Origin of the sequence: Dehalobacter sp. MCB1 (assembly GCF_003590275.1) — a bacterium.
GTDB lineage: Bacteria > Bacillota > Desulfitobacteriia > Desulfitobacteriales > Syntrophobotulaceae > Dehalobacter.
This window is the reverse complement of record NZ_LXPC01000012.1, coordinates 68,744-89,384: the sequence shown is the minus strand read 5'-3', so window position 1 is coordinate 89,384 and position 20,641 is coordinate 68,744. Positions and strand designations below refer to the sequence as shown.

General features: G+C 44.0%; 18 protein-coding genes. 3 read left to right on the top strand and 15 right to left on the bottom strand.

The genetic code is table 11. From position 1 onward, the window contains the following. Nucleotides 1-45 precede the first annotated feature (45 nt). The 9 genes from A7K50_RS08265 to A7K50_RS08225 all read right to left on the bottom strand — a co-directional run bounded on the left by A7K50_RS08265 (nt 46) and on the right by A7K50_RS08225 (nt 12,088). The gene (locus A7K50_RS08265; RefSeq protein ID WP_119775521.1) at nt 46-1,128 is read right to left on the bottom strand and encodes a peptidoglycan bridge formation glycyltransferase FemA/FemB family protein; all 1,083 of its coding nucleotides are present in this window, start codon (nt 1,126-1,128) and stop codon (nt 46-48) included. 184 nt (nt 1,129-1,312) lie between these two features. Further along, complete coding sequence (locus tag A7K50_RS08260) at nt 1,313-2,917, bottom strand: CTP synthase (RefSeq protein ID WP_020491976.1); 1,605 nt, start codon at nt 2,915-2,917, stop codon at nt 1,313-1,315. A 92-nt stretch (nt 2,918-3,009) separates the two neighbouring features. Then, nucleotides 3,010-4,695 (bottom strand): arginine--tRNA ligase, encoded by a 1,686-nt coding sequence (gene argS, locus A7K50_RS08255; protein ID WP_119775519.1) that lies wholly within the window; start codon nt 4,693-4,695, stop codon nt 3,010-3,012. A 202-nt stretch (nt 4,696-4,897) separates the two neighbouring features. Further along, entirely contained in the window at nt 4,898-6,319 is a 1,422-nt protein-coding gene (locus tag A7K50_RS08250; protein ID WP_119775518.1) for a PepSY1/2 domain-containing protein, read from the bottom strand. Between the two features lie 11 nt (nt 6,320-6,330). Next, nucleotides 6,331-7,035, bottom strand: a complete 705-nt coding sequence (sleB, locus tag A7K50_RS08245) for a spore cortex-lytic enzyme (RefSeq protein ID WP_119775516.1) — start codon at nt 7,033-7,035, stop codon at nt 6,331-6,333. A 276-nt stretch (nt 7,036-7,311) separates the two neighbouring features. After that, on the bottom strand, nt 7,312-8,481 hold the full coding sequence (locus tag A7K50_RS08240) for an alanine--glyoxylate aminotransferase family protein (protein ID WP_020491972.1): 1,170 nt from the start codon (nt 8,479-8,481) through the stop codon (nt 7,312-7,314). A 207-nt stretch (nt 8,482-8,688) separates the two neighbouring features. Then, nucleotides 8,689-10,080: an asparagine--tRNA ligase gene (asnS, locus tag A7K50_RS08235; protein WP_020491971.1), complete on the bottom strand. Its 1,392-nt coding sequence runs from the start codon at nt 10,078-10,080 to the stop codon at nt 8,689-8,691. 56 nt (nt 10,081-10,136) lie between these two features. After that, nucleotides 10,137-10,868: a DUF2225 domain-containing protein gene (locus A7K50_RS08230; protein WP_119775514.1), complete on the bottom strand. Its 732-nt coding sequence runs from the start codon at nt 10,866-10,868 to the stop codon at nt 10,137-10,139. Nucleotides 10,869-10,936: 68 nt separating this feature from the next. Beyond that, a complete protein-coding gene (locus A7K50_RS08225) occupies nt 10,937-12,088 on the bottom strand; it encodes a class I SAM-dependent RNA methyltransferase (RefSeq protein WP_020491969.1) in 1,152 nt (383 codons plus the stop codon). 269 nt (nt 12,089-12,357) lie between these two features. Here A7K50_RS08225 and A7K50_RS08220 point away from each other — a divergent pair, with 269 nt between their 5' ends. Then, on the top strand, nt 12,358-12,753 hold the full coding sequence (locus A7K50_RS08220; RefSeq protein ID WP_243103691.1) for a response regulator: 396 nt from the start codon (nt 12,358-12,360) through the stop codon (nt 12,751-12,753). Between the two features lie 146 nt (nt 12,754-12,899). Here the strand turns inward: A7K50_RS08220 and A7K50_RS08215 are convergent, their stop codons facing one another. The 3 genes from A7K50_RS08215 to A7K50_RS08205 are packed head-to-tail and all read right to left on the bottom strand — an operon-like array spanning nt 12,900 to nt 14,891. After that, complete coding sequence (locus A7K50_RS08215; RefSeq protein ID WP_020491967.1) at nt 12,900-13,577, bottom strand: ABC-2 transporter permease; 678 nt, start codon at nt 13,575-13,577, stop codon at nt 12,900-12,902. A gap of 2 nt (nt 13,578-13,579) precedes the next feature. After that, nucleotides 13,580-14,485 carry an ABC transporter ATP-binding protein gene (locus A7K50_RS08210; RefSeq protein ID WP_020491966.1) on the bottom strand — a complete coding sequence of 302 codons (906 nt, stop codon included), beginning with the start codon at nt 14,483-14,485 and terminating at the stop codon, nt 13,580-13,582. A 13-nt stretch (nt 14,486-14,498) separates the two neighbouring features. After that, complete coding sequence (locus A7K50_RS08205) at nt 14,499-14,891, bottom strand: GntR family transcriptional regulator (RefSeq protein ID WP_119775513.1); 393 nt, start codon at nt 14,889-14,891, stop codon at nt 14,499-14,501. 185 nt (nt 14,892-15,076) lie between these two features. On the opposite strand from A7K50_RS08205, the gene A7K50_RS08200 reads away from it, so the two are divergent. Both A7K50_RS08200 and hflX read left to right on the top strand, forming a co-directional pair. Next, nucleotides 15,077-15,628, top strand: a complete 552-nt coding sequence (locus A7K50_RS08200; protein ID WP_119775511.1) for a hypothetical protein — start codon at nt 15,077-15,079, stop codon at nt 15,626-15,628. Nucleotides 15,629-15,744: 116 nt separating this feature from the next. Continuing rightward, a complete protein-coding gene (hflX, locus tag A7K50_RS08195) occupies nt 15,745-17,550 on the top strand; it encodes a GTPase HflX (protein WP_119775509.1) in 1,806 nt (601 codons plus the stop codon). A 56-nt stretch (nt 17,551-17,606) separates the two neighbouring features. On the opposite strand, the gene A7K50_RS08190 is transcribed toward hflX, so the two are convergent. The 3 genes from A7K50_RS08190 to larC form a co-directional block, all read right to left on the bottom strand. Continuing rightward, nucleotides 17,607-18,548: a 1,4-dihydroxy-2-naphthoate polyprenyltransferase gene (locus tag A7K50_RS08190; RefSeq protein WP_119775508.1), complete on the bottom strand. Its 942-nt coding sequence runs from the start codon at nt 18,546-18,548 to the stop codon at nt 17,607-17,609. Nucleotides 18,549-18,614: 66 nt separating this feature from the next. After that, nucleotides 18,615-19,244, bottom strand: coding sequence for a LysE family translocator (locus A7K50_RS08185; protein ID WP_119775506.1), 630 nt, complete (start codon nt 19,242-19,244; stop codon nt 18,615-18,617). 2 nt (nt 19,245-19,246) lie between these two features. Further along, nucleotides 19,247-20,482, bottom strand: a complete 1,236-nt coding sequence (larC, locus tag A7K50_RS08180; protein WP_119775948.1) for a nickel pincer cofactor biosynthesis protein LarC — start codon at nt 20,480-20,482, stop codon at nt 19,247-19,249. Between the last annotated feature and the right edge of the window lie 159 nt (nt 20,483-20,641).

Below are 20,641 nucleotides of genomic sequence, written 5' to 3'. Positions count from 1 at the left end.
TTTAAAAATATTTAAGAGATGATTTAAGAAATTACAAGAAATGAATTATTTATTTCGTAGCCTGCGCATCCGGGCAAGCAGCCCTTTCAGTTTCCCGGAGTAAGCTTTTTCAGCAATCTGCCAAATTACATACAGGATAGGCCTGTAAACATAGTCCCATTCCCCAATGAATTCTGTAAACTCGCCGTTAAAACCTTTTTTAAATTTATACAGCCCATACAGTGGATTACTCTCGTCCAGATCTCCGGATACTCCTCTGAAATCATAGAGTGTACAACCATTGGCTTTGGCCCAGCAAATCATTTCCCATTGAATCAAATAGTTGGGCATGACATTGCGATAAGAATTTGATGATGCCCCATAGATGTACCAGGCTTTGTCCCCTGTGATGAAGGCCAGCGTTCCCGCAACAATCTTTCCTTCATATTCGGCAACAAAAAGTTCGGCAAAACCTGCCGGCACCAGCGTATCATACAGATCTTCAAAATAGGTATAAGACCTCACCAAGAAATTATCCCGCTCGGTCGTTTCCTTGAGTACACGAAAAAATTCCGGCAGGTCTTCTCTTAATCCTTTCCGGATCGTGACACCTTTTTTAGAGGCAAGGCGTATATTATAGCGGGTTTTTTGATGCATATTCACAAGCAAGGTCTCTTCATCCGGCAAAATGTCCAGACGAAACACAAACTTTGGCTGAACACCTTCAAAATTCTTTCCTGTATCCATTTTTTTGAAGCCCTGGGCTTTCAAAATACCTGCCAGAACCTGATCGGTTGAAGATACATCCGGATCAATCTTTAAGAGAATCGCCTTACGCTGTTGCGCTAGCTTCCTGATCGCTTCCAAAACAGCTGCTATTTTTCTGCTATCGTGCATATCAATGACCGGACCGCGCGGACAGTAAAAAATGGGCATCCCCAGCAACGGCAGTTTCCTTTCGAGAATTGTTGCAGCAGCAAAAATCTCACCATCTTTTTCCACTGCAAGCCTCCAAGGTTTCCAGCCCGTTCTTCCTTTAATGTCTCCCCATTCCCATAATTGCATCGCATGCCCTTTGAGATGATTACAAATAAAGGAATTAAACTTTGCTTTATCTTTAATTGTGAGCCACCTTGCCGTAAATTCCATTTTTCTACTCCTCCCAAAGACATTTCATTCCATCATTTGCGGAAATACAATTCATAGAAATACCAATCACCCGGTTCGACGTGAACCGGTTGACTGGCAAAAAACGTTTTTCTTCATCCTATTATCCTATTATTCTTATCTTAAACGTAATGATATGATTTTAAACAGTCTGATGTTTGCTGTCTTATACTTCCTTCAGCGTTGCAGTGATAAAGTTTTTGAAGAGTGGATGTGGCCGGTTCGGCCTGGACTTAAATTCAGGGTGGAACTGAGAAGCCACAAACCAAGGATGATTCGGATATTCCGATATTTCGACGAGTCTGTCGTCCGGGGATGTACCCGAGAATACCATGCCGTTCTTCTCAAGAATTTCCCGGTAATGATTGTTCACTTCATAGCGGTGACGATGTCGCTCATAAATCACTTCACTGGAATATGCCGAGTTGGCAAGCGTATTCGGTTTGACCCTGACCGGAGAAATCCCCAGACGCATCGTCCCGCCCATATCTTCAATGTCTTTTTGCTCCGGCAGCAAATCGATCACGGGATATTCCGTATCGGGGTTAAATTCTGTACTATTCGCGCCTTTTAGCCCGCAGACGTTTCTTGCAAATTCTATGATGGCACACTGCATCCCGAGACAAATGCCTAAATACGGTACTTTGTTCTCTCTGGCATACTGGATCGCCTTGAGTTTCCCTTCAATCCCTCTATTTCCAAATCCTCCGGGCACCAAGATGCCTTTAATTCCGGCAAATATTTGCCCCAGATCCGCCCCTGGAACCTCAAGCTCTTCAGAATTGATCCAGCGGATTTTTACACCGGCCCCCTGGTCGATGCCAGCATGGCGCAAGGCTTCTGCTACACTGAGGTAGGCGTCGGGCAAAGTAACGTATTTGCCGACAATCGCAATTTCTGTATACCTGCATGGCGACTTAATCTTCAGAACCATTTTTTCCCACGTTGACATATCTGCTTTGGGGGCTTTAATCCCCAAACAGCACAGAACGATATCATCCATACCTTCTTCCTGAAGACGAAGTGGAACCTCATAAATCGTCGGAGCTGTGGTATTTGTTATGATAGCTTCTTTGTCAATATCACATAATAAAGCTAATTTTTCTTTGAGGTCATCGTCAATTGCTTTGTCAGCTCGGCAGACCAAAATATTGGGCTGAATTCCGATACCTCTGAGTTCTTTGACCGAATGCTGCGTCGGTTTGGTCTTAACCTCACCGGAAGCCGACAGATAAGGAAGAAGGGTGACATGGATATAACAGACATTCTCTTTGCCCATATCTCCACGGACTTGACGAATGGCTTCCAAAAACGGTAGTGACTCCATATCGCCGACAGTCCCGCCAATTTCAGTAATCACAACATCGGGATTGCTCTCTCTTGCAACCCGGTAAATACGTTCTTTAATCTCATTCGTAATATGAGGAATCACTTGAACCGTACCGCCAAGATAGTCGCCTTTGCGTTCCTTGGTGATGACCGACCAGTAAATCTTCCCTGCAGTGACATTACTATTTTTGGATAACGGAACATCGATAAATCTTTCGTAGTGCCCAAGGTCAAGATCGGTTTCCGCTCCGTCATCGGTAACAAACACTTCTCCATGCTGGTAAGGGCTCATTGTTCCAGGATCGACATTAATATAGGGGTCAAATTTTTGGATCGCGACCTTGAGTCCTCTTTTCTTCAATAAACATCCCAAAGAAGCGGCTGTTATTCCTTTACCCAGGGAACTTACTACGCCTCCGGTAACAAAAATAAATTTCGTCATCCTTTTCTACCCTTTCCTTATCTCATAAAATTCTAAAGTTTACGAGTGCTTTGCCACGTTGTATTTCAGATTAATTAACTTCCAAAGGTAAGTTACATTCTTTCCGGTGCTGATACACCCAGTATCTTCAAAACATTCGCCAATACCTGTCTGGTTGAGCGAATCAATCCCAGTCGGGCTGTCCGCAAATCGGCATCTTGAACCAGAACACGCTGACTGTTGTAAAAAGTATGGAATAACGCCGCCAGGTCAAGTACATACCTTGCAAGCCTGTGCGGTTCGGTCAGCCTGGCTGCCAGCGCAATCTCACCGGGCAGATCCGCTAATTTTTTCAATAGATCTCTTTCCTCCGGAGAAACAAGAAGCGCCAGCTGATGTTCACCAGGAATCAGCTGTGATTTGAAGCCCTGTTCTTCCGCCTGTCTTAAGATACTGCACAGCCGGGCATGCGCATACTGCACATAGTAAACCGGGTTATCGGCAGACTGGGATTTGGCCAGATCAAGGTCAAACTCAACCGTAGAATCAGGATCCCGCATCAGGAAGAAAAACCTAGCCGCATCTTTCCCAACCTCATCAATCAGTTCCCTAAGCGTGATATACTGACCGGAACGTTTCGACATCTTTACGATATCTCCGTCCTGGATTAACCTTACGAGCTGCATGAGAATGACCTGCAAAGAATCAGGGCTGTATCCCAGGGCCTGCATTGCGCCTTTCATACGAGCTACATGGCCATGGTGATCTGCTCCCCAGATATTAATGACCTTTTTAAAACCCCGTTCAAACTTATTACGGTGATACGCAATATCCGCTGCAAAATAGGTTGGAACCCCATTACCGCGCACAATAACTTCGTCTTTTTCATCTCCCGGAAGGATTGCTTTCAGCCAGAGAGCACCTTCCTTTTCATAAATGTATTCTTTGTCTTCAAGCTGCTTCATTGTCTCACGAATATAGCCGGACTCATGTAGAGACTTTTCACTGAACCACACATCGTAGAAGACACCAAAATCTCCTAACGTTTCTTTGATATCATTAATTTTTTCTTTAAGAGCATAACTGACAAGAATATCCTGACGGGTCTGTTCTTCCATCCGGACATATTGATCTCCGTCTTTTTCAATAATATTTTTGACAGTATGAATCAAATCTTCGCCATGATACCCGGCCTCCGGGAAAAGTACTTCAACCCCCAGAAGTTGAAGATATCTGGCTTCTAGCGACAGTGCGAAATTATGAATCTGATTACCTGCATCATTGATATAAAATTCCCTGCTAACCTCGTAACCGGCCATCGCCAGCAGCGAAGCCAAACTATCCCCCAAAGCAGCTCCTCTGGCATTCCCCATATGCAAAAGGCCGGTTGGATTCGCACTGACAAACTCAACCTGGATTTTTTCTCCCTGACCAATGTTTATAGAACCGTATTGATCGCCTCGGGCGGAAATCTCCAAAATTACCCCTGTCAGCCAGGAGGGATCCAGGCGAAAATTAATAAATCCGGGTCCGGCAATTTCACTGGAGGTGATCCAAGTGTCTGCCGTATCCAGATTGTTAATAATGATCGCTGCTAGTTCCCTCGGTGCCCTTTTTGCCTGTTTAGTCAAAAGCATCGCTAGGTTGGTTGCCAAATCACCATGCTCACGTTCTCTTGGCTCTTCGAGAACGTAAGAAGGCATTTCCTCAAAGGACAGCTCTCCTTTATCGCGTGCAATGAGAACGGCTTGTTCTAATCTCTTGCAGATGTTTTCCTTGATTTTTTCGTAAACGCTCAAACCTGAAGCTCCTCCTTTGTAGGGCTGCTGGAAATACAATAACTAATAATAAATTTTAAACCATTTTCTTAAAAAATACCAGCGCCCAAAATAATTAAGCAGAAAAAGAGAGTCTTTTTCTGCTTAATTATTTTACATTTACCAATTATATTGGAAATGCATTTTTTTTCAATACCTATTTTCGTAATTCTTATCTTTATTTTTATTGAATTAATTTTCCGGCAGGCGTGTCCACAACCCTGCTGATTTTTTCTTCGGTCCCATTCAACGCATTGATGTAGACCATATACTCCTCTCCAAATGCCGTCCCTCTAAATTCATAACAGAAGGCTTCATTTGTTCCTGCTTTGGAGATGACGGCCATTTTTACTTCGATAATCTTGAACTCCTTACGAAGTTTTACTTTGGCTTGTTCCAAGGTGAGCACGCGATTTAACTCTCGTTTATGATGATACGCATAGTAAGGATTGGCATCAAAGCCAATAATTTGTCCGTTGTCCGTTGCTATCGTCAGTCTAATTTTATCCGGATATAGCAACGCCCCGTTTTCTCGCGGAACTGCATCAACCATAATGTAAGAACCAATATCCTGCGAAGAAGTGACAACCAGATCCCATCCAATCCGAGAGAGAGAAGCTTTGGCAATATTGATCGCTTTATTGACATCAAGCTGACGGTCTCCTAATTCACGCTGATCTTGGTAAAAGGTAACAACACCCCCCTTTTTACTGACTTCCAGGTAACTGGTTTTATACGTGAGATTGAATCCGCCGAGGGGATTCTCACTTAAACCGCTTAGCTGCGGGACTGCTCCTGTCTGCCCTAGATCTTCAAGAAAACGCTTGCCAACCTCAATGGCTTTGCTTTCATTAATTTCTCCTCCCGGTAAGCCAAGTGGCTTATTCACATAATGTTTATCCAGTTCTCCCTGATATGAAAATGGAGGATATTTCTGAAGGCTGACATCAAGCTGCTTCAACCCGCCTCTGACGGAAGTCGGCGTTTGGGCAGCTGCCTGTTGATTTTGCTGATTATTTTTTTCGCTGTTTTCATCACCCTGAGCAGCGGTTTGAATGGATTTTCCAAGACCGATTTTTTGCAGCAATCCTTTGGGTTTGTCCACCCAGGCGAGGTTCTCGGAATTAAACTGATTGTAAACTTGCTGAACCGAGCGGTTGATTTCTATTACTCTTTCATGCATTTCGTTCAATGTGGCCTGCTCCTCATCACTCATCACAGCGGCGGCAGCCGTCTTGCGGGTCATGGCCTTGCTGAAATCGCTGACCTGGTTGATAAACGTGTCAACATAGCTAATCCCGACTTCGTCTGCCGGCAGCTGGCCAAGCCGACTGACCGCACTTTCGCTTCCCTTCCAGGTTTCTCCGAGATAAAGCACCCTTTGGGCCGCGCTGCCCGCAACCTTGGCTTTGGCTATACTTGTTTCCACCTCGTTTAACGATGTCACAAGATCCGTGAAAGCCCTCGAATACTGGTTTTCCGTTTCCGTCTTATACTCTTTAAGTGCCCTGAACTCGTAATAGCCCCAGCCTAGAGAAAAAATCAGCACAATTCCTAGCGTCAAGGACAGCCAGGAAAGCAGCTTTTTTTTTGATTCAGCGTTCATCGGTACCCCTCCTAACGTGTAAAAATATGTTTGCCGATTTTCTTGATCTGCGGTCTTGACCAAACAAATTTATTGGTGGTCTTAGCGGGATTAAAATAATAGACCGCTCCATTCGTCGGATCTGATCCGTTCATTGCTTCCCTGGCTGCCTTAATGGCGGTTTCATCGGGTTGAAGGTTGATTTGACCGTCATCTACTGCCGAAAAGGCCTTTGGCTCGTAAATAACACCGGCTATGGTTTTCGGGAAGGAGGAACTTTTAATCCTGTTCATGATACACGCCCCGATCGCGACCTGACCGATATACGGTTCACCGCGGCCTTCCGCATAAACACACCGGGCTAGCAGTTGAAAATCAGCGTTCTTAAAGCCCACCTGCTTCCCGGAAGAGGTAGTACTTTCACCTGTCAGTCTTTTTAACTCCCGAATTGTTTTGTCTCCGGCTATGCCGTCAGCTTTTAATCCTCTGTTTTTTTGAAATCTTTTAACAGTAGCCACGGTTGACTTTCCATAAATACCGTCAACTTTTCCGACCTGATACCCGAGTTGGACCAGTTTACTCTGCAAGGCTTTGACTTCAGAACCTCTGGAACCCTTAGACAGTGTCCGGTCTCCAAGAGCAGCCTGACTGGCAGCAGAAAGAAGCAGACACAGAATAAGACTTACCGTTATAATACTGAATATTTTTTGTTTTCTTTCATTAGAATTTGGATCCATACTTTCACCTCACCCGAAGTTATTTTTATTGCACCGCATTTCTTTGCTGTTCTTCATGCCAGCTCCGATTCAGCTTTCTTCTTATTTTGGCTAGGTTAGCAGCAGTTTATCCGCCAGCATATTAATAAATTTCTCTGATAATTACATAAAATATAAGGACATTGCCTTATTATTTGACTTTTTAATCAAGGGTAAATGGATCAAAATAAACCCCGGCACGATATACACTTGATCGTACCGGGGTTAAATATTGACCAAAGATGGACAATTTCTGGTTTATTGATTATTCTCAGCAAAAACGTCCTTGAACACCTGAACGGCTTTGGTGCTGTCCACAGAGTATCCCATTTCTCCGAGTGTTTCGCCGATGATTCCGAGCGCTTTGCAGAAAACATCATTCGTGGTATTCCCCATATGACCTAATCTGAAGCCTTTTCCGGCTAAAGAAGCGAGTAACCCGGCCACAATCAGCCCTTTCTTCGCAAGTATGGCTCTGAATTCGGCATCGTTGATGCCTTCAGGATAAAGAATACAGCTTAAAGTCGGGGCCGCGACTTCTTCCGCAGCAAAAATATTCATGCCCATGGATCTGATCGCCGCACGAATTGCTTTGCCAATCGCTGTATGCCGACGATAACGCGCTGCCGTTCCTTCGGCCGTAATGATTTTCATGGCTTCTGCATAGCCATAGATCATATTGATCGGGTGGGTCGCAAAATATTTCTGCGGCTCTTTCATGATCGGGCTCCAGTTGTTGATATCCATATAGTAACTGCTGACACCATCCATTTTCGCTCTGGCTTCCAGGGCTTTCGGTCCGAAGGCCACAATTGCTAGTCCGGGAGGAACCCCGATCGCCTTCTGAGATGCGGTCAAAACAACGTCAATCTTATAATCGTCAGCACCATAGGCTTTGCCCATATCTTCTTCCAGTCCGGCGGAAGCACATACACCATCTAATATTAAGAGCACACCATACTTTTTGACTGCCGGAACAACTTTGTCCAGATTTGCAGCTACTCCCGTTGATGTATCCGCATGGGTTATCGTAACAGCTTTGAATCCACCTTGCTGCAGCTTTTCTTCAATCTGAGCCGGTTCAATTTGTTTGCCCCACTCAGCAGCCAGCACTTCAGCTTCAATCCCTAAAGCTTTCGCGACTCCGATAAAGCGGTCCCCAAAATAGCCATGGCTAACGATGAGCAGCTTCTCACCTCGGGCAAGCGTATTGGCCAGTGCCATTTCCATGGCCAGTGTTCCGGATCCGGCGATAACAAAGACTTCGCCATCCGTATTAAACATTTTTTTGGTCTGGGTGAGTGCTTCGCTAAAAATACCTGCAAAGCGCATATCCGTATGGGACATTGTTTCCCGGGAAAGTGCCTCATAAATTTCATCGACTACAGGGGTCGGTCCTGGAATTAAAAGCATTTCTTTATTGGGCATTGGGAATATCCTCCTTGAAAATAGAACATTAAAAAATTAACCTACATTTAGGGATTATATCATTAATTTAGTTATCACGGCTAATTCTGTCAGAATATTTTTCAATAATTCCACATCAAATATTATCTAGGACTAGCCTGTGTGTCGTTGTGGTCCCTTTCGACACACTTATGTCTCAATTGGGCAAATATGCAAAAACAATTTTTGCTAGAAATCTGCAGACTTCACAGTTCTCGGAAACGGTATGACATCTCGAATATTGGAAATCCCGCTTAAATACATAATCAGGCGCTCAAAGCCTAGCCCAAAGCCTGCATGTTTTACCCCGCCATATTTTCTGAGTTCGAGGTACCAACCATAATGCTCCGCATTCATTCCGAGCTGAGCAATTCGTTTTGTCAGCAAGTCTGTTCTTTCTTCTCTTTGACTGCCGCCAATGATCTCACCGACACCCGGAACAAGCAGATCCATCGCAGCCACCGTCTGCTGATCATCGTTTTGCCTCATGTAAAAAGCCTTAATCTCCTTAGGGTAATCTGTAATGAAAAGTGGTTTTCCAAATACTTTTTCGGTTAAAAAACGTTCGTGCTCGGTTTGCAGATCTAATCCCCATTCCACAGGATAAGCAAAATCCATATTGGCTTTCTTTAAAATTTCAATGGCCTCGCTATAGGACAGATGTCCAAATTCCGAATCTAAAACATTATTCAGCCGGGCCAACAGTTCTTTATCAATAAACTTGCCGAAAAATTCCATTTCGTCCGGGCACTGTTCCAGTGCATAAGTAATCAGATACTTCATCATCTCCTCAGCAATATTTTGGATATCGTTTAACTCTGCAAACGCAATTTCGGGCTCAATCATCCAAAATTCAGCTGCATGCCTGGCTGTATTAGAGTTTTCCGCCCTAAAAGTCGGTCCAAATGTGTAGACATCTTTAAACGCAAGGCAAAAACTTTCGGCATTAAGCTGTCCGCTTACCGTAAGGTTTGTCTCCTTACCAAAAAAATCCTGCCGGTAATCCACTGCTCCCCAGTGATCACGCGGAAGATGATCAGGCTTCAGTGTGGATACCCGAAACATTTCTCCTGCTCCCTCGGCATCACTTCCCGTGATAATCGGCGTATGCACATAAATAAAGCCTTTATCCTGAAAAAACTGATGCACGGCCATTGAAATGACAGACCTCAGTCTGAATACAGCCGAGAAAGTATTGGTTCGGGGGCGGAGATGCGCAATCGTTCTAAGAAATTCCAGACTGTGCTTTTTCTTCTGCAGCGGATAATCAGCCGGACAGGCATTTTCGATTTGGATCTTCTCGGCTTTTAGCTCAAAAGCTTGGTTTATACCCGGAGAGAAAACCAGCACCCCTTCCGCAGTTAAGGCGGAACCAGCTCCGAGTCGGCTGACTTCGGAAAAGTTTAACAAATTTAGATCGTAGACAATTTGTAGGTTTCTGAAACAGCTGCCGTCATTGAATTCAATGAAACCAAATTCTTTGGATGCTCTGACCGTCCTTACCCAGCCTGATATTTGCAGACGCTCCCCAATCTTAGACTCTGTTGCATCATAAATTTCCTTTACAGCTATACTGTTCATCATTAACTCCTGTTTATAATTGATTCACCCTTCAGTTACTCTAGCTTCACGTTTAGTTATATTTGCTGTTTGTTCTTGCTCTCCCGATATTCCTGGACAGCTTCGCTCCACTGATTTCTGGCCATATTGACATATTTTATATATCGGCTTTTATCAGGATGTTCACTGACTGTAGAAAAATATTTGACAGCTTCATTGTATTTTCCTAGTCTGCGGTTCAATTCACCGATCAAATATAAAATCTGAATTTCCGGAGTCGATTCTGGATTGAAATCCGTATAAAGAAAAGATTGCTCATATTCAGTACAGGCCAGGTTTATAAATCTCATCTCTTCTTCAGTAATTCCGGCTCCACGGTAAATCCACGCCAGGCGGTGGCAGATCCTTGCCAGCACAACATGTTTTTCTTTGATCAGCTGGGCAAAGTAGATCGCTAGCTTAAACGTTCTGACTGCCATCTGATAATCCCGCTCTCCGCAGAAGTCTTTATTGTGATCCATCTTGCCGGAGATCTCTTCGAGGGTTTTTTTACGAACACTTTGTGCCGTGATTTTGGAAAAATCCTCTGTAAAAGAAAAACCGCAATGGGGACAAACCATGACATAGTAGAATAACGGATTATTATCATCTTGTTCAAATATCTGGCCAAAATCGCTGTCGACCTGGCGCGGCTTAATGAACCTTGACCGGATTTTTTTGGTCACGAATTCCTGACCACATAAAAGGCATTCTACTTTTTTGTCGTAAAGAGGCTCGAGCTTTTCAGTTATATCCTTTTTTTCCATCATAATCCTTATATTTCCTTCTCATCTTTAAAATTATCCTATCCATATTTTATTCTTTTTTCAGAAATAATCTATAGGTTATTTTTCTTGTCTTTGGGAGGTTTCGGCCCAAAAAACTGATAATAATGGCACTCGATTCTTCCATTATATAATTTCCGACTTTTATCCCACCTTTTTTTAATGAACCTTTCTGGTTTTGGCAGTGAAGTGAGCATATGCAAGGACCAATCCTGGAGTCTTTCCAGAACCTCACCAAGTTCCTGATAAGCAGTTTCAGCTTCTTCTGCTGTTCCGAGCCTTTGCCCGTAGGGAGGATTCGTAATGATACAGCCATATCTAAATCTGGAGCGGGCTTCTTTGACCTGTAGCTTCTGAAAAAATATTTTTCCTTCCAGACCTGCTTCTCTGGTGTGTTCTCTGGCTAAGCGCAAAGCAGCTGGATCAATATCCGAACCATAGATCGCAAGTTCCGCATTTCTTTGCCAGAGATTTTCTGCTTCTTCTCTTGCATTTAGCCAATGTTTTTCCGCAATGTTCGTCCATCGTTCAGCCGAAAATGCCCTGGCTAGACCAGGCGCCCGGTTCTGTCCGATAAAAGCTGCTTCGATCGGAATCGTTCCTGTTCCGCAAAAAGGATCCAGAAGAACACGGCCGGGGTTCCAGTAGCTAAGATAAATCATCGCGGCAGCAAGTGTTTCTTTTAACGGAGCATCCCCGGCCATTTGCCTATAGCCCCGTTTGTTTAATCCCTTACCGGAAGTATCGATGGTCAGCGTAACCGTATCTTTCAGAATTGAGACTTGTACGGCATAGAGAGCTCCTGTCTCTTCAAACCAGCTGACGCCATAGGTATCTTTCAGTCTCTCCACAATCGCTTTCTTAACGATTGCCTGACAGTCTGGAACACTATGCAGCTGAGATTTAACCGATTTTCCGGTCACAGGAAAACAGGCGTCCACCGGTAGCCATTCCTCCCAGGGCAATGCTTTCGTTTGCTGGAATAATTCTTCAAAACTCCGTGCCTCAAACTCGCCCATCTTCAAACTGATACGGTCCGCACACCTCAGCCACAGATTGGCCCGGCAAATCCCTTCTTCATTTGTCTCCCATGATACCTTACCGTTCTGAACTACTGTATTTTCATACCCTAGATTTTTAAGTTCCCTCGCAACGACAGCTTCAAGCCCAAATGCCGTTACTGCGACCAGTTCAACCCTTGCCATATCAAACACTCCAGTAAAGCTAAATTTTAAGCATAATCCACATCAAAAAATTACATTATTTACTAACTTTTTTACATAAATAAGATTTCTTTCTATAACCAAAATAAATGGACAGGCTTTAAAACCATTGGAAATAAACAATTTTCTTCTAAAAAACAGTCAAATTATTTTTTTTTGGCCTTTGACAGGCATCAACATTTTTCTTCCTTATTGTAGTGTATACTGATAAAGGTTGCAAAATAAGAAAATTTTAGAAGGAGGAACGACAGTTGAGGCCCGTTGTAATGGTCATCGACGACGACACAAGTATAGCCAATCTTCTGTCAACAATGCTGATTGGCAACGGCTATACTCCAATTATCGCGTCAAATGGATATTTAGCTCTTACTATGCTGAAGAGCTGCCCTCACCCTAATTTGATTCTCACAGACTATTCCATGCCTATACTTAATGGCTGTGAATTTATTGAGAAGATCTCAGCTCAAAAAAATCTGAAAGATATCCCGGTAATCATGATTTCCGGTTCAGATATTGAAGAAAGGAAGCTGCCGAAAACCACAAATTTCAAGGGGATTATCCAGAAACCGTTTAAAATCAACACGGTTCTTGACGTTATCAAGCATCACGCAATCGATCATTGCGATTCTTCACTTTATCCTGCTTAAATTCGCACTTAAATTCCAAACAGAGTTTTCGTATTAATCGATATATCGGAAAAGGTGTCAAGTCAATAATAACCATAATACGCAAAAAAGGCAAAATTGATGCCTTTTTTTCTTTAGATCTTTAAACCCCTGCAGTCTCGGCAGTGTTAAAAGTCTTTGTTTTTATAGATCCGGACGGAAACCTTGAACGAAAGTACCAACAGAACAATTCCAACAACAAGCATCATAAGGTAAATGACCGGATCGGCATACCCATTCAATATCATAATAAGCTGCTCCAATCCCTGACTTGTGGTTTCCAATTCATCGGCAGGCATTTTTGTCAACTGACCCACCGCGCCAATAAGTCCAAAAATAACAAACATAGAGATGAAATTGGCCCACCTGGAACGCATATAACCTAAACGATAATAGAGGGGCAGGTAAATCGAAATATATAAGCTCAGTAGCAACACGACAATTCCGAGAAAACTTACAATGCCCTGGATACCGCCCGTCAAGCCGGGGAAATTAAATAGATAAAGAATCATACTTTCCGGAATGATGATAACCATGATAATCAGCGCATAGACAATTGCAGACAGATATTTGGCTAAAACAATTTCTTTTCTGTTTATTGGAAGACTGTTGATCATGATTTCCCCATTATATTTGAAATCATAACTATTTGCATAAATCAGCATGAAATAGACACCTAACAGAAGTTGCACTCCCGCTATTCCCGGACTTCTGTACATCGTGCCCGAGATCGAGATGCACAAGAAGAGAATAATGAAAATATTACTTTTTTGAACCATTAAATCTTTTAGTATGATTCGCCACACTTTTACGTTACCCCCATTCCTGTTCTGTTAACTAGATAAATCATAATTTCATCCAGCGTGGGCCTTTCGACAATGATCTTTTCTTTCAGCGCTGGCAAGATAACCTCCAAATCAGCTGTCAGCCCTTCAAAGCCGACACTGCTTTTGCGTAGACCAATGAATTGTTTTTCCAGAGAAGACTCTAGCAGGTAATTGGGGCCCTTAACTAGAGAAAATCGCTCCAGAACCTGATCTTTTTCACTGGTAAATACGACTCTGCCCTGATTGATAAACGTAATATAATCTGCAATCCTCTCCAAATCTGAAGTAATATGCGTAGAAAAAAGTATGGCTTTATTTTCATCCTGCATTAGAGAGTAAAGAATTTCGAGCAGTTCGTTTCTGAACACAGGATCCAGACCGGATGTCGGTTCATCCAGGATAATCAGCTCCGCGTGATGAGAAAGCGCCATGGCCAAAGAAAACTTTGTTTTCATTCCTTTGGATAACTTATCAATTTTTTGTTTTGGGTTTAAGCCGAAATCTTTTAGATACTTTTGAAATAAACGTTCATCCCAGTATTGATACATCGGTGCCACAATTTTTTTCATTTGCTCAATTGTCAATACGCCATAATAATGATTTTCATCGTAAACAAATCCGATTTTGTTTTTAATTTCTTTTTCATCTTTCACATGATCCAGACCAAATACTTTGACCTCCCCCCTGTCTTTTTTCAGGAGATTCATGATCAGTTTAATCGTTGTGGTCTTGCCTGAGCCATTTGGCCCGATAAGCCCCATTACATAACCTTTTTCCAGACTGAATGTGACATCTGAAATCTCAAACTCCGAAAAATGTTTTCCTAATCCCTGGATTTCCAGGATCAGACTGTTGCTGTTCCTTCTGACAGGATCTGCTTCGTTCACTTTATTATCCCCCTTATCTTACCTTACCAGGGTCATATCTTTCATAAACGTTCTTTAATATTTCTGTGATTTCAGCAAGGCCTAAATTCAGAAGCCTGCTTTCCTTGATAACGTGCTTCAACATTTCTTCAATTTGTTTCCGTTTATTTTCAATTCTTGCCTCACAATTTTGCAGAGCAACAAAAGACCCTTTTCCCGGAACAGAGTAAATAAACCTCTCTCGTTCCAATTCCTCATAGGCTCTTTTAGTTGTAATGACACTAATACGCAAATCCTTCCCAAGCTGCCTGATCGAAGGAAGTATTTCCCCCTCGGTCAGATCTCCCGCCAGGATCAATGTTTTGATCTGATTGATGATTTGCTGATAGATTGGTTCTCCGCTCATGTGTGAAATAATGATATTCATGCATCATCCTCATTTATTTAAAGCTAAACCCGGACAAGAGAGAGCATACTGTATATATATAATATACACAGTATGCTCTCTCTTGTCAACGATTCTTTATTGTTCGTTTCTTTCATAAAATTCAATAACCGTTTCAAAAGGCACTCATAAAAAGATATGTAAGACTATGTCGGAAAGGAGTAGCTATGCAGATAAAAACATTATTAAAGACCGCATTCGCCGTGGTTATTGCCTTGCTAATCCAATATCTATATCTGGAAGGACCGGCAATTGCATCCTTCCAAAACGACCGGACGTATGAATATCAGGTGGATAATTATGCAGTCAAAGCACAATTTCCAGCTACAACTGAAGTGCATTTGACTCCCGACAAAGGAGAGGAAATGCGTCTGAACATCTATTTTACGGACAATAAACTCAGCTTCAGGGGATATCTCCAGATCTGGCGGACAGCCGACCTTGAGCATTTCCTTCAAGACAGTAAAGCCAGAAGTACTTATAACTTTATAAGTTATGTTCTAAAACGTACGTCCTTAAATCATTGGAGCGGATTTGAAGAAAGCTGGTCAGCTGATTTTGGCGAAAATGTTATCAGCTCGCAGGAATACTGGCTGGAATTAAATGATAATAATGAAGTTGTCAGAATCTCCTTTTTTACGGACCAGGCTTTTTTCCCGGACAGCACGAGCAGTGCCATTCGTTTGATCCTGGATTCTATATCTGTCAAAAATGACTAATTTGTTTACGGCCTTTCCTCTGATCTTTAGGGAATGACTGGATTCAGTGATATAATACTGTTATTACACATGATCAACGTCTTCTTTCCTAATCTTACCACAGGGAGGAATTGCCTTTGCCACAGGTTAACGGTGAAATAGAAGGTGTAAAAAACAGTATTCTTAAAAAATTAAACGGTTTTTATACTTACCAAATTCCTAGAGACCATTTGTGGACACAGGAACTCATTGAACAACTTGCCGAAATTTCTTCGCAGGTGAACAAGGAAATTGCCGTGTATGCCGACCGTAAAGGCCGGATCACCGATGTCAGTATAGGAAATCACAGTACCGTGAAGCTGGCTGAAGTGGAGCAGAAATGCAGCCTGCAGCGCCTTTCGGGCACCCGCTGTATTCATACCCATCCGAAAAGCAGTGGTTCATTGTCTTCCATGGACATCAGTTCTCTGAAGCAGTTGAATCTTGATGCAATGATTGCCATCGGGATCCGGAATAATCGGGCTGAAGACCTTTATGTCGGCATTCTGTCACCCACGAACATTGAGGAGGTCAATATTTTCGGACCCCTTGCGGCTGATATAGATGACTTTACGTTGCTCTTTCAAAATATCGAAGATGCCGACAATATACTCAGGAAATTGCCTGCAGAAAAAGCCAAAACAAGTGAACGTGCCATACTGGTTGGACTGCAGACACGGTACAGCAGAGACTTGTACGGAATCAGCGAAGCGGAAGTCTCGTTTGCCGAGCTTGAAGAGCTGGCCAAAACAGCCGGAGCCTTGATTGTCGGCCATTTAATGCAAAAAAAAGAAACCCGCGATTCCTCAACGATCATCGGCCCGGGCAAGCTCGAAGAACTTCAGCAAATGATTCAGACAAGCCAGGCTGATCTGGTTATCTTCGACGAAGAATTAACCGGCACCCAGCAGCGCATCCTCGAAGAAAAGCTGGGGTTGAAAGTTCTGTCCCGTACAGGCCTGATTCTGGATATATTCGCCCAGCATGCCCGTTCCAGGGAAGGAATCCTGCAAGTAGAGCTAGCCCAGCTCGAATACAGACTTCCCCGCCTGACAGGAACCGGTGTGGCGCTTTCCCGTCTTGGAGGCGGCATCGGAACAAGGGGACCGGGTGAAACAAAACTGGAAACCGACCGTCGTCATATCCGCTCCCGGATCGCTCATCTGAGAGAACGCCTTGACGATATCCGTAGACAACGCGGCGTTCTCCGCGGAAACCGCCAAAAAAACAATATCCCGGTTCTGTCCATTGTCGGTTATACCAACGCCGGGAAATCTACCCTTTTAAATGCGTTGTGCGGCTCGGATGTCTTGGCCGAGGACAAACTGTTTGCTACGCTTGATCCGACAACCCGCAAGCTTCCTTTAAATAACGGCAGTACGGTCCTGCTTTCCGATACGGTGGGCTTTATTCGAAGACTTCCGCCTAATTTGCTCGATGCCTTTAAATCAACCCTGGAGGAAGTCGTATTATCCGACCAGATTTTGATTGTGGCTGATGCTGCTGATCCCCAGGTCGAAGACCACATCCGGATTGTTGATGAAATCCTGGCAGAACTTGGTGCAGGCAGTAAACCGACCCTGATTGTCCTCAATAAAGTTGACCGTTTGCATCCGGATAACCGGATCAGCTTGTGGCGCGAAACACGGCCCATTGTAGAAATTTCTGCTTTGCAGAGGAGCGGGTTGGAAGAACTGAAGCAGGCCATCGAGAAAGAACTGTTCAGTGACCTCATTCGGGTTAGTCTGGAAATTCCTGTTTCGGATGGAGCCGCCTTGGCCTGGCTATATGCGAATACGAAAGTTCTTGAAGTCGTCTATGACGAACAAGTTACCCACGTCGAAACGGAACTCGCCGCTTCCTTACTGAGCACTGTGGAGAGATATAGAGTCTCTGCTCCATGATAGCACTGCTCATGCCTCTGAACCGGTAGTTCCACTGCCTTTCGCTTTTCGTTCTATTACAGTTGACTTACGCCTACTTCAATTAACAAACCAATGGTAAGTAAAATCCCAAAAAGTGTATTGGTCTGAGCCACACTTTTCATTCCCGGCATCATTTCAGCCGGGAATTTTTTGTTACGGAATCCGTTCAAGGCCTGAAGAGCATTCGGAATACTCAGCAGGACCAATAGTGCCCAGACAGGCAGAACATCTGCCAGGGTAAGTACAACTACCCAAAGATTGGCCACCAGGAACATTCCCGCCATGAATTGTACAGCCCTGCGGTGTCCCAACAAAATGGCGAGCGTATGACGCCCGTTCATCTGATCCCCTTCCCGGTCACGTATGTTGTTGGACATCATGATTGCTCCGATTAGAATCAGATTCGGAACAGAAATTAAAAAGACGTCCCAGTTAATGCTGCCGGTCTGAACAAAATAGGCAATCAAAATAATTCCTGATCCCATAAAGAGCCCGGCCAGCAATTCTCCAAAAGGCGTATAGGCAATCGGGTAAGGCCCACCTGTGTACAAATAACCGACAGCCATACAGCCCAGGCCAATCAGGGCCAGCCACCAACTGCTGCTACTGCAGATGTAAATACCCAGCAGTGACGCAATCAGCAAACAAACCAAAGCCAGACTCAGAACTGTCCCTGCTTTTATTCCGTCCCTGGTTATCGCACCGGCAATGCCAACGGATTCCGCTGTATCCAGTCCCCGGATAAAATCGTAATACTCATTAAACATATTCGTGGCTGCCTGGATTAAGATTGAAGCAATCAGCATTGCCGCTACCAGTCCCCAGTTTAAGCCGTTTCTGATCTGCCAAGCCAGCACCGAGCCAATCAGAACCGGTATGAATGAGGCCGTAAGGGTGTGCGGACGAAACAGCCGCCATAAAACCTTCCTGCGATTTGATTGCATCTTGGCCCCCGAAGGGGATGATTTCGTCTCCATTATGATTGCTCCTTTGATTTAGTCTATGATTTATTCATTTCTTCATCATTCATTCGAAGTTCGTGTTTATCTCGCGCTGGTCAGAAGCTTAAAGCCGAGTGCTCCAAAAATGGTCGCCGAGACAATATTTATAACCTTGGAAAACCCGGGCTTCTTTAAAATCCAATTTCCTAGAGAACCGGCCGAGTAACCGATAAATCCAAAAATCAGCGCAACAAGCCCCATAAAGATAAGCCCTAAGAAAATCATCTGCAAAGGAACGCTGCCAAATTCAGAATTGACAAACTGCGGCAGGAATGCCAGGAAAAAAAGGGCAACTTTCGGATTGAAAACATTCATATAGAAACCTCGCAGCAGCAGGCCGCGGTGATCGGACCCTTGTTGGTCAACATCGGCAGTCAGCGGGTCATTCCGATGTTTGATCGCTTTATATGCCAAATAAAAAAGATAAAGCGCCCCGCAGGTTTTAAACAGAACAAAGGCGACTTCTGACGTCTTAAATATGACAGATAGCCCCAGCGCCGCGGCCAACGTATGAACCGAATTACCCAGCGTCAGCCCGATTGAGGTAAAAATGCCTGCCTTCTTTCCCTTGGCTATACCCTGGGTTATCAAAAATACAATGTCCGGACCGGGTGCCAAGATCAGTACAATGGACGAGGTAATAAACAGCAGGACCGCAGATAATGAAAACACGTTCAGTTCTTCCTCTCTTGATCTAAAGCTCCGGATCGATTGCCTTTGGATAGCAGCCTGTAAACTTCGGCATAGATTTCGCTTAAGGGAAGGTCATGCTCCCTGGCAAGTCTTTTACAGTCTTCATATTCAGGTTTTGATTTGATTCTTTCCGCATCCAAATAAGAACATTTTACATTGACCGGACCGTACCTAGTCTGCACCAGCATATTCTCCCGGCGGAGCATCGTTTTTTCAACTGGATAGCTGCGTAAGCCAATCGCCGATGTTTCCCGCAAAATAACTTCCCTGACAGCTGAAATCGCTTCCTTATTGACTAAAGCGCTTAATTTTGACCCCGGTCGCCCCTTCTTCATGATCACCGGGGTTTTAAAGACGTCCAGGGCTCCGGCAGCAACCATCTTTTCTTCAATATATTCATAGAATTCCGGATTCATATCATCAATATTCGTTTCCAGCATCCACTGTCTTTCCTGCTGTCTGAATCCGGGAGCAGTCTTTTCCGCTCTCTCCCCAAGATATACCCGTAGAATATTGGGTATTTCCAAATCCTGCCGGCCAATCCCATAACCGATCCGGTGAATGATTATATCCGCATTGTCTGTATATTCTTGAACATTCGCAGCCAGAATAGCCGCTCCTGTAGGCGTCGTTGTCTCAAAAGGCACGATTCCGGTCTTTACCGGGACACCCTGGAGCAGCTCTGTTACGGCTGGTGCAGGAACCGGAAGCAGGCCGTGTTCACAGCGCACAAATCCACCACCAAGTTCCACACTGGAAGCAACGATCCTGTCAGCTTGCAAATATTCCAGACAAACAGCCGACCCGACAATATCGAGAATCGCATCCACAGCCCCGACCTCATGAAAATGGACCTGATCGGCCTTTATTCCATGAACCCTTGCTTCCGCATCCGCCAGAATGGAAAATGTCCGGATGCTTCTGTCTTTCACAGCTGCTGACAAATCACTTTCCCTGATCATTTTAGTGATATCAGCCAACGCTCTCGCCTGCTGGATGGAATGGTGGTTCACGGGATCTTCAACCGTTATCTCTACGCGTGTGCCTTCAATTCCATGCTTGCTTTCAGAACGGATGTTCATTGTATATTGCTCATTGATTTGAAGTTTAGCCAGCTCAGCGAGTAGATGATCCTTTGGGATGCCAAGATCGAGCATCGCTCCGAGATTCATATCTCCACTTATGCCGCTGAAACAGTCGTAATAGATAACTTTCATCAGCCACCTCTTTTTACAGTTGCCACTACATTTATTCCCAAAAAATCCCCCGCCGGAATGAGTACTGAAATAATCAGCCCCAGGATGAACAACTCCAACATTCTGATACCCTCTTTGAATCTTATTATACAAAATATCTTCGCTTAAAAATATCCCATC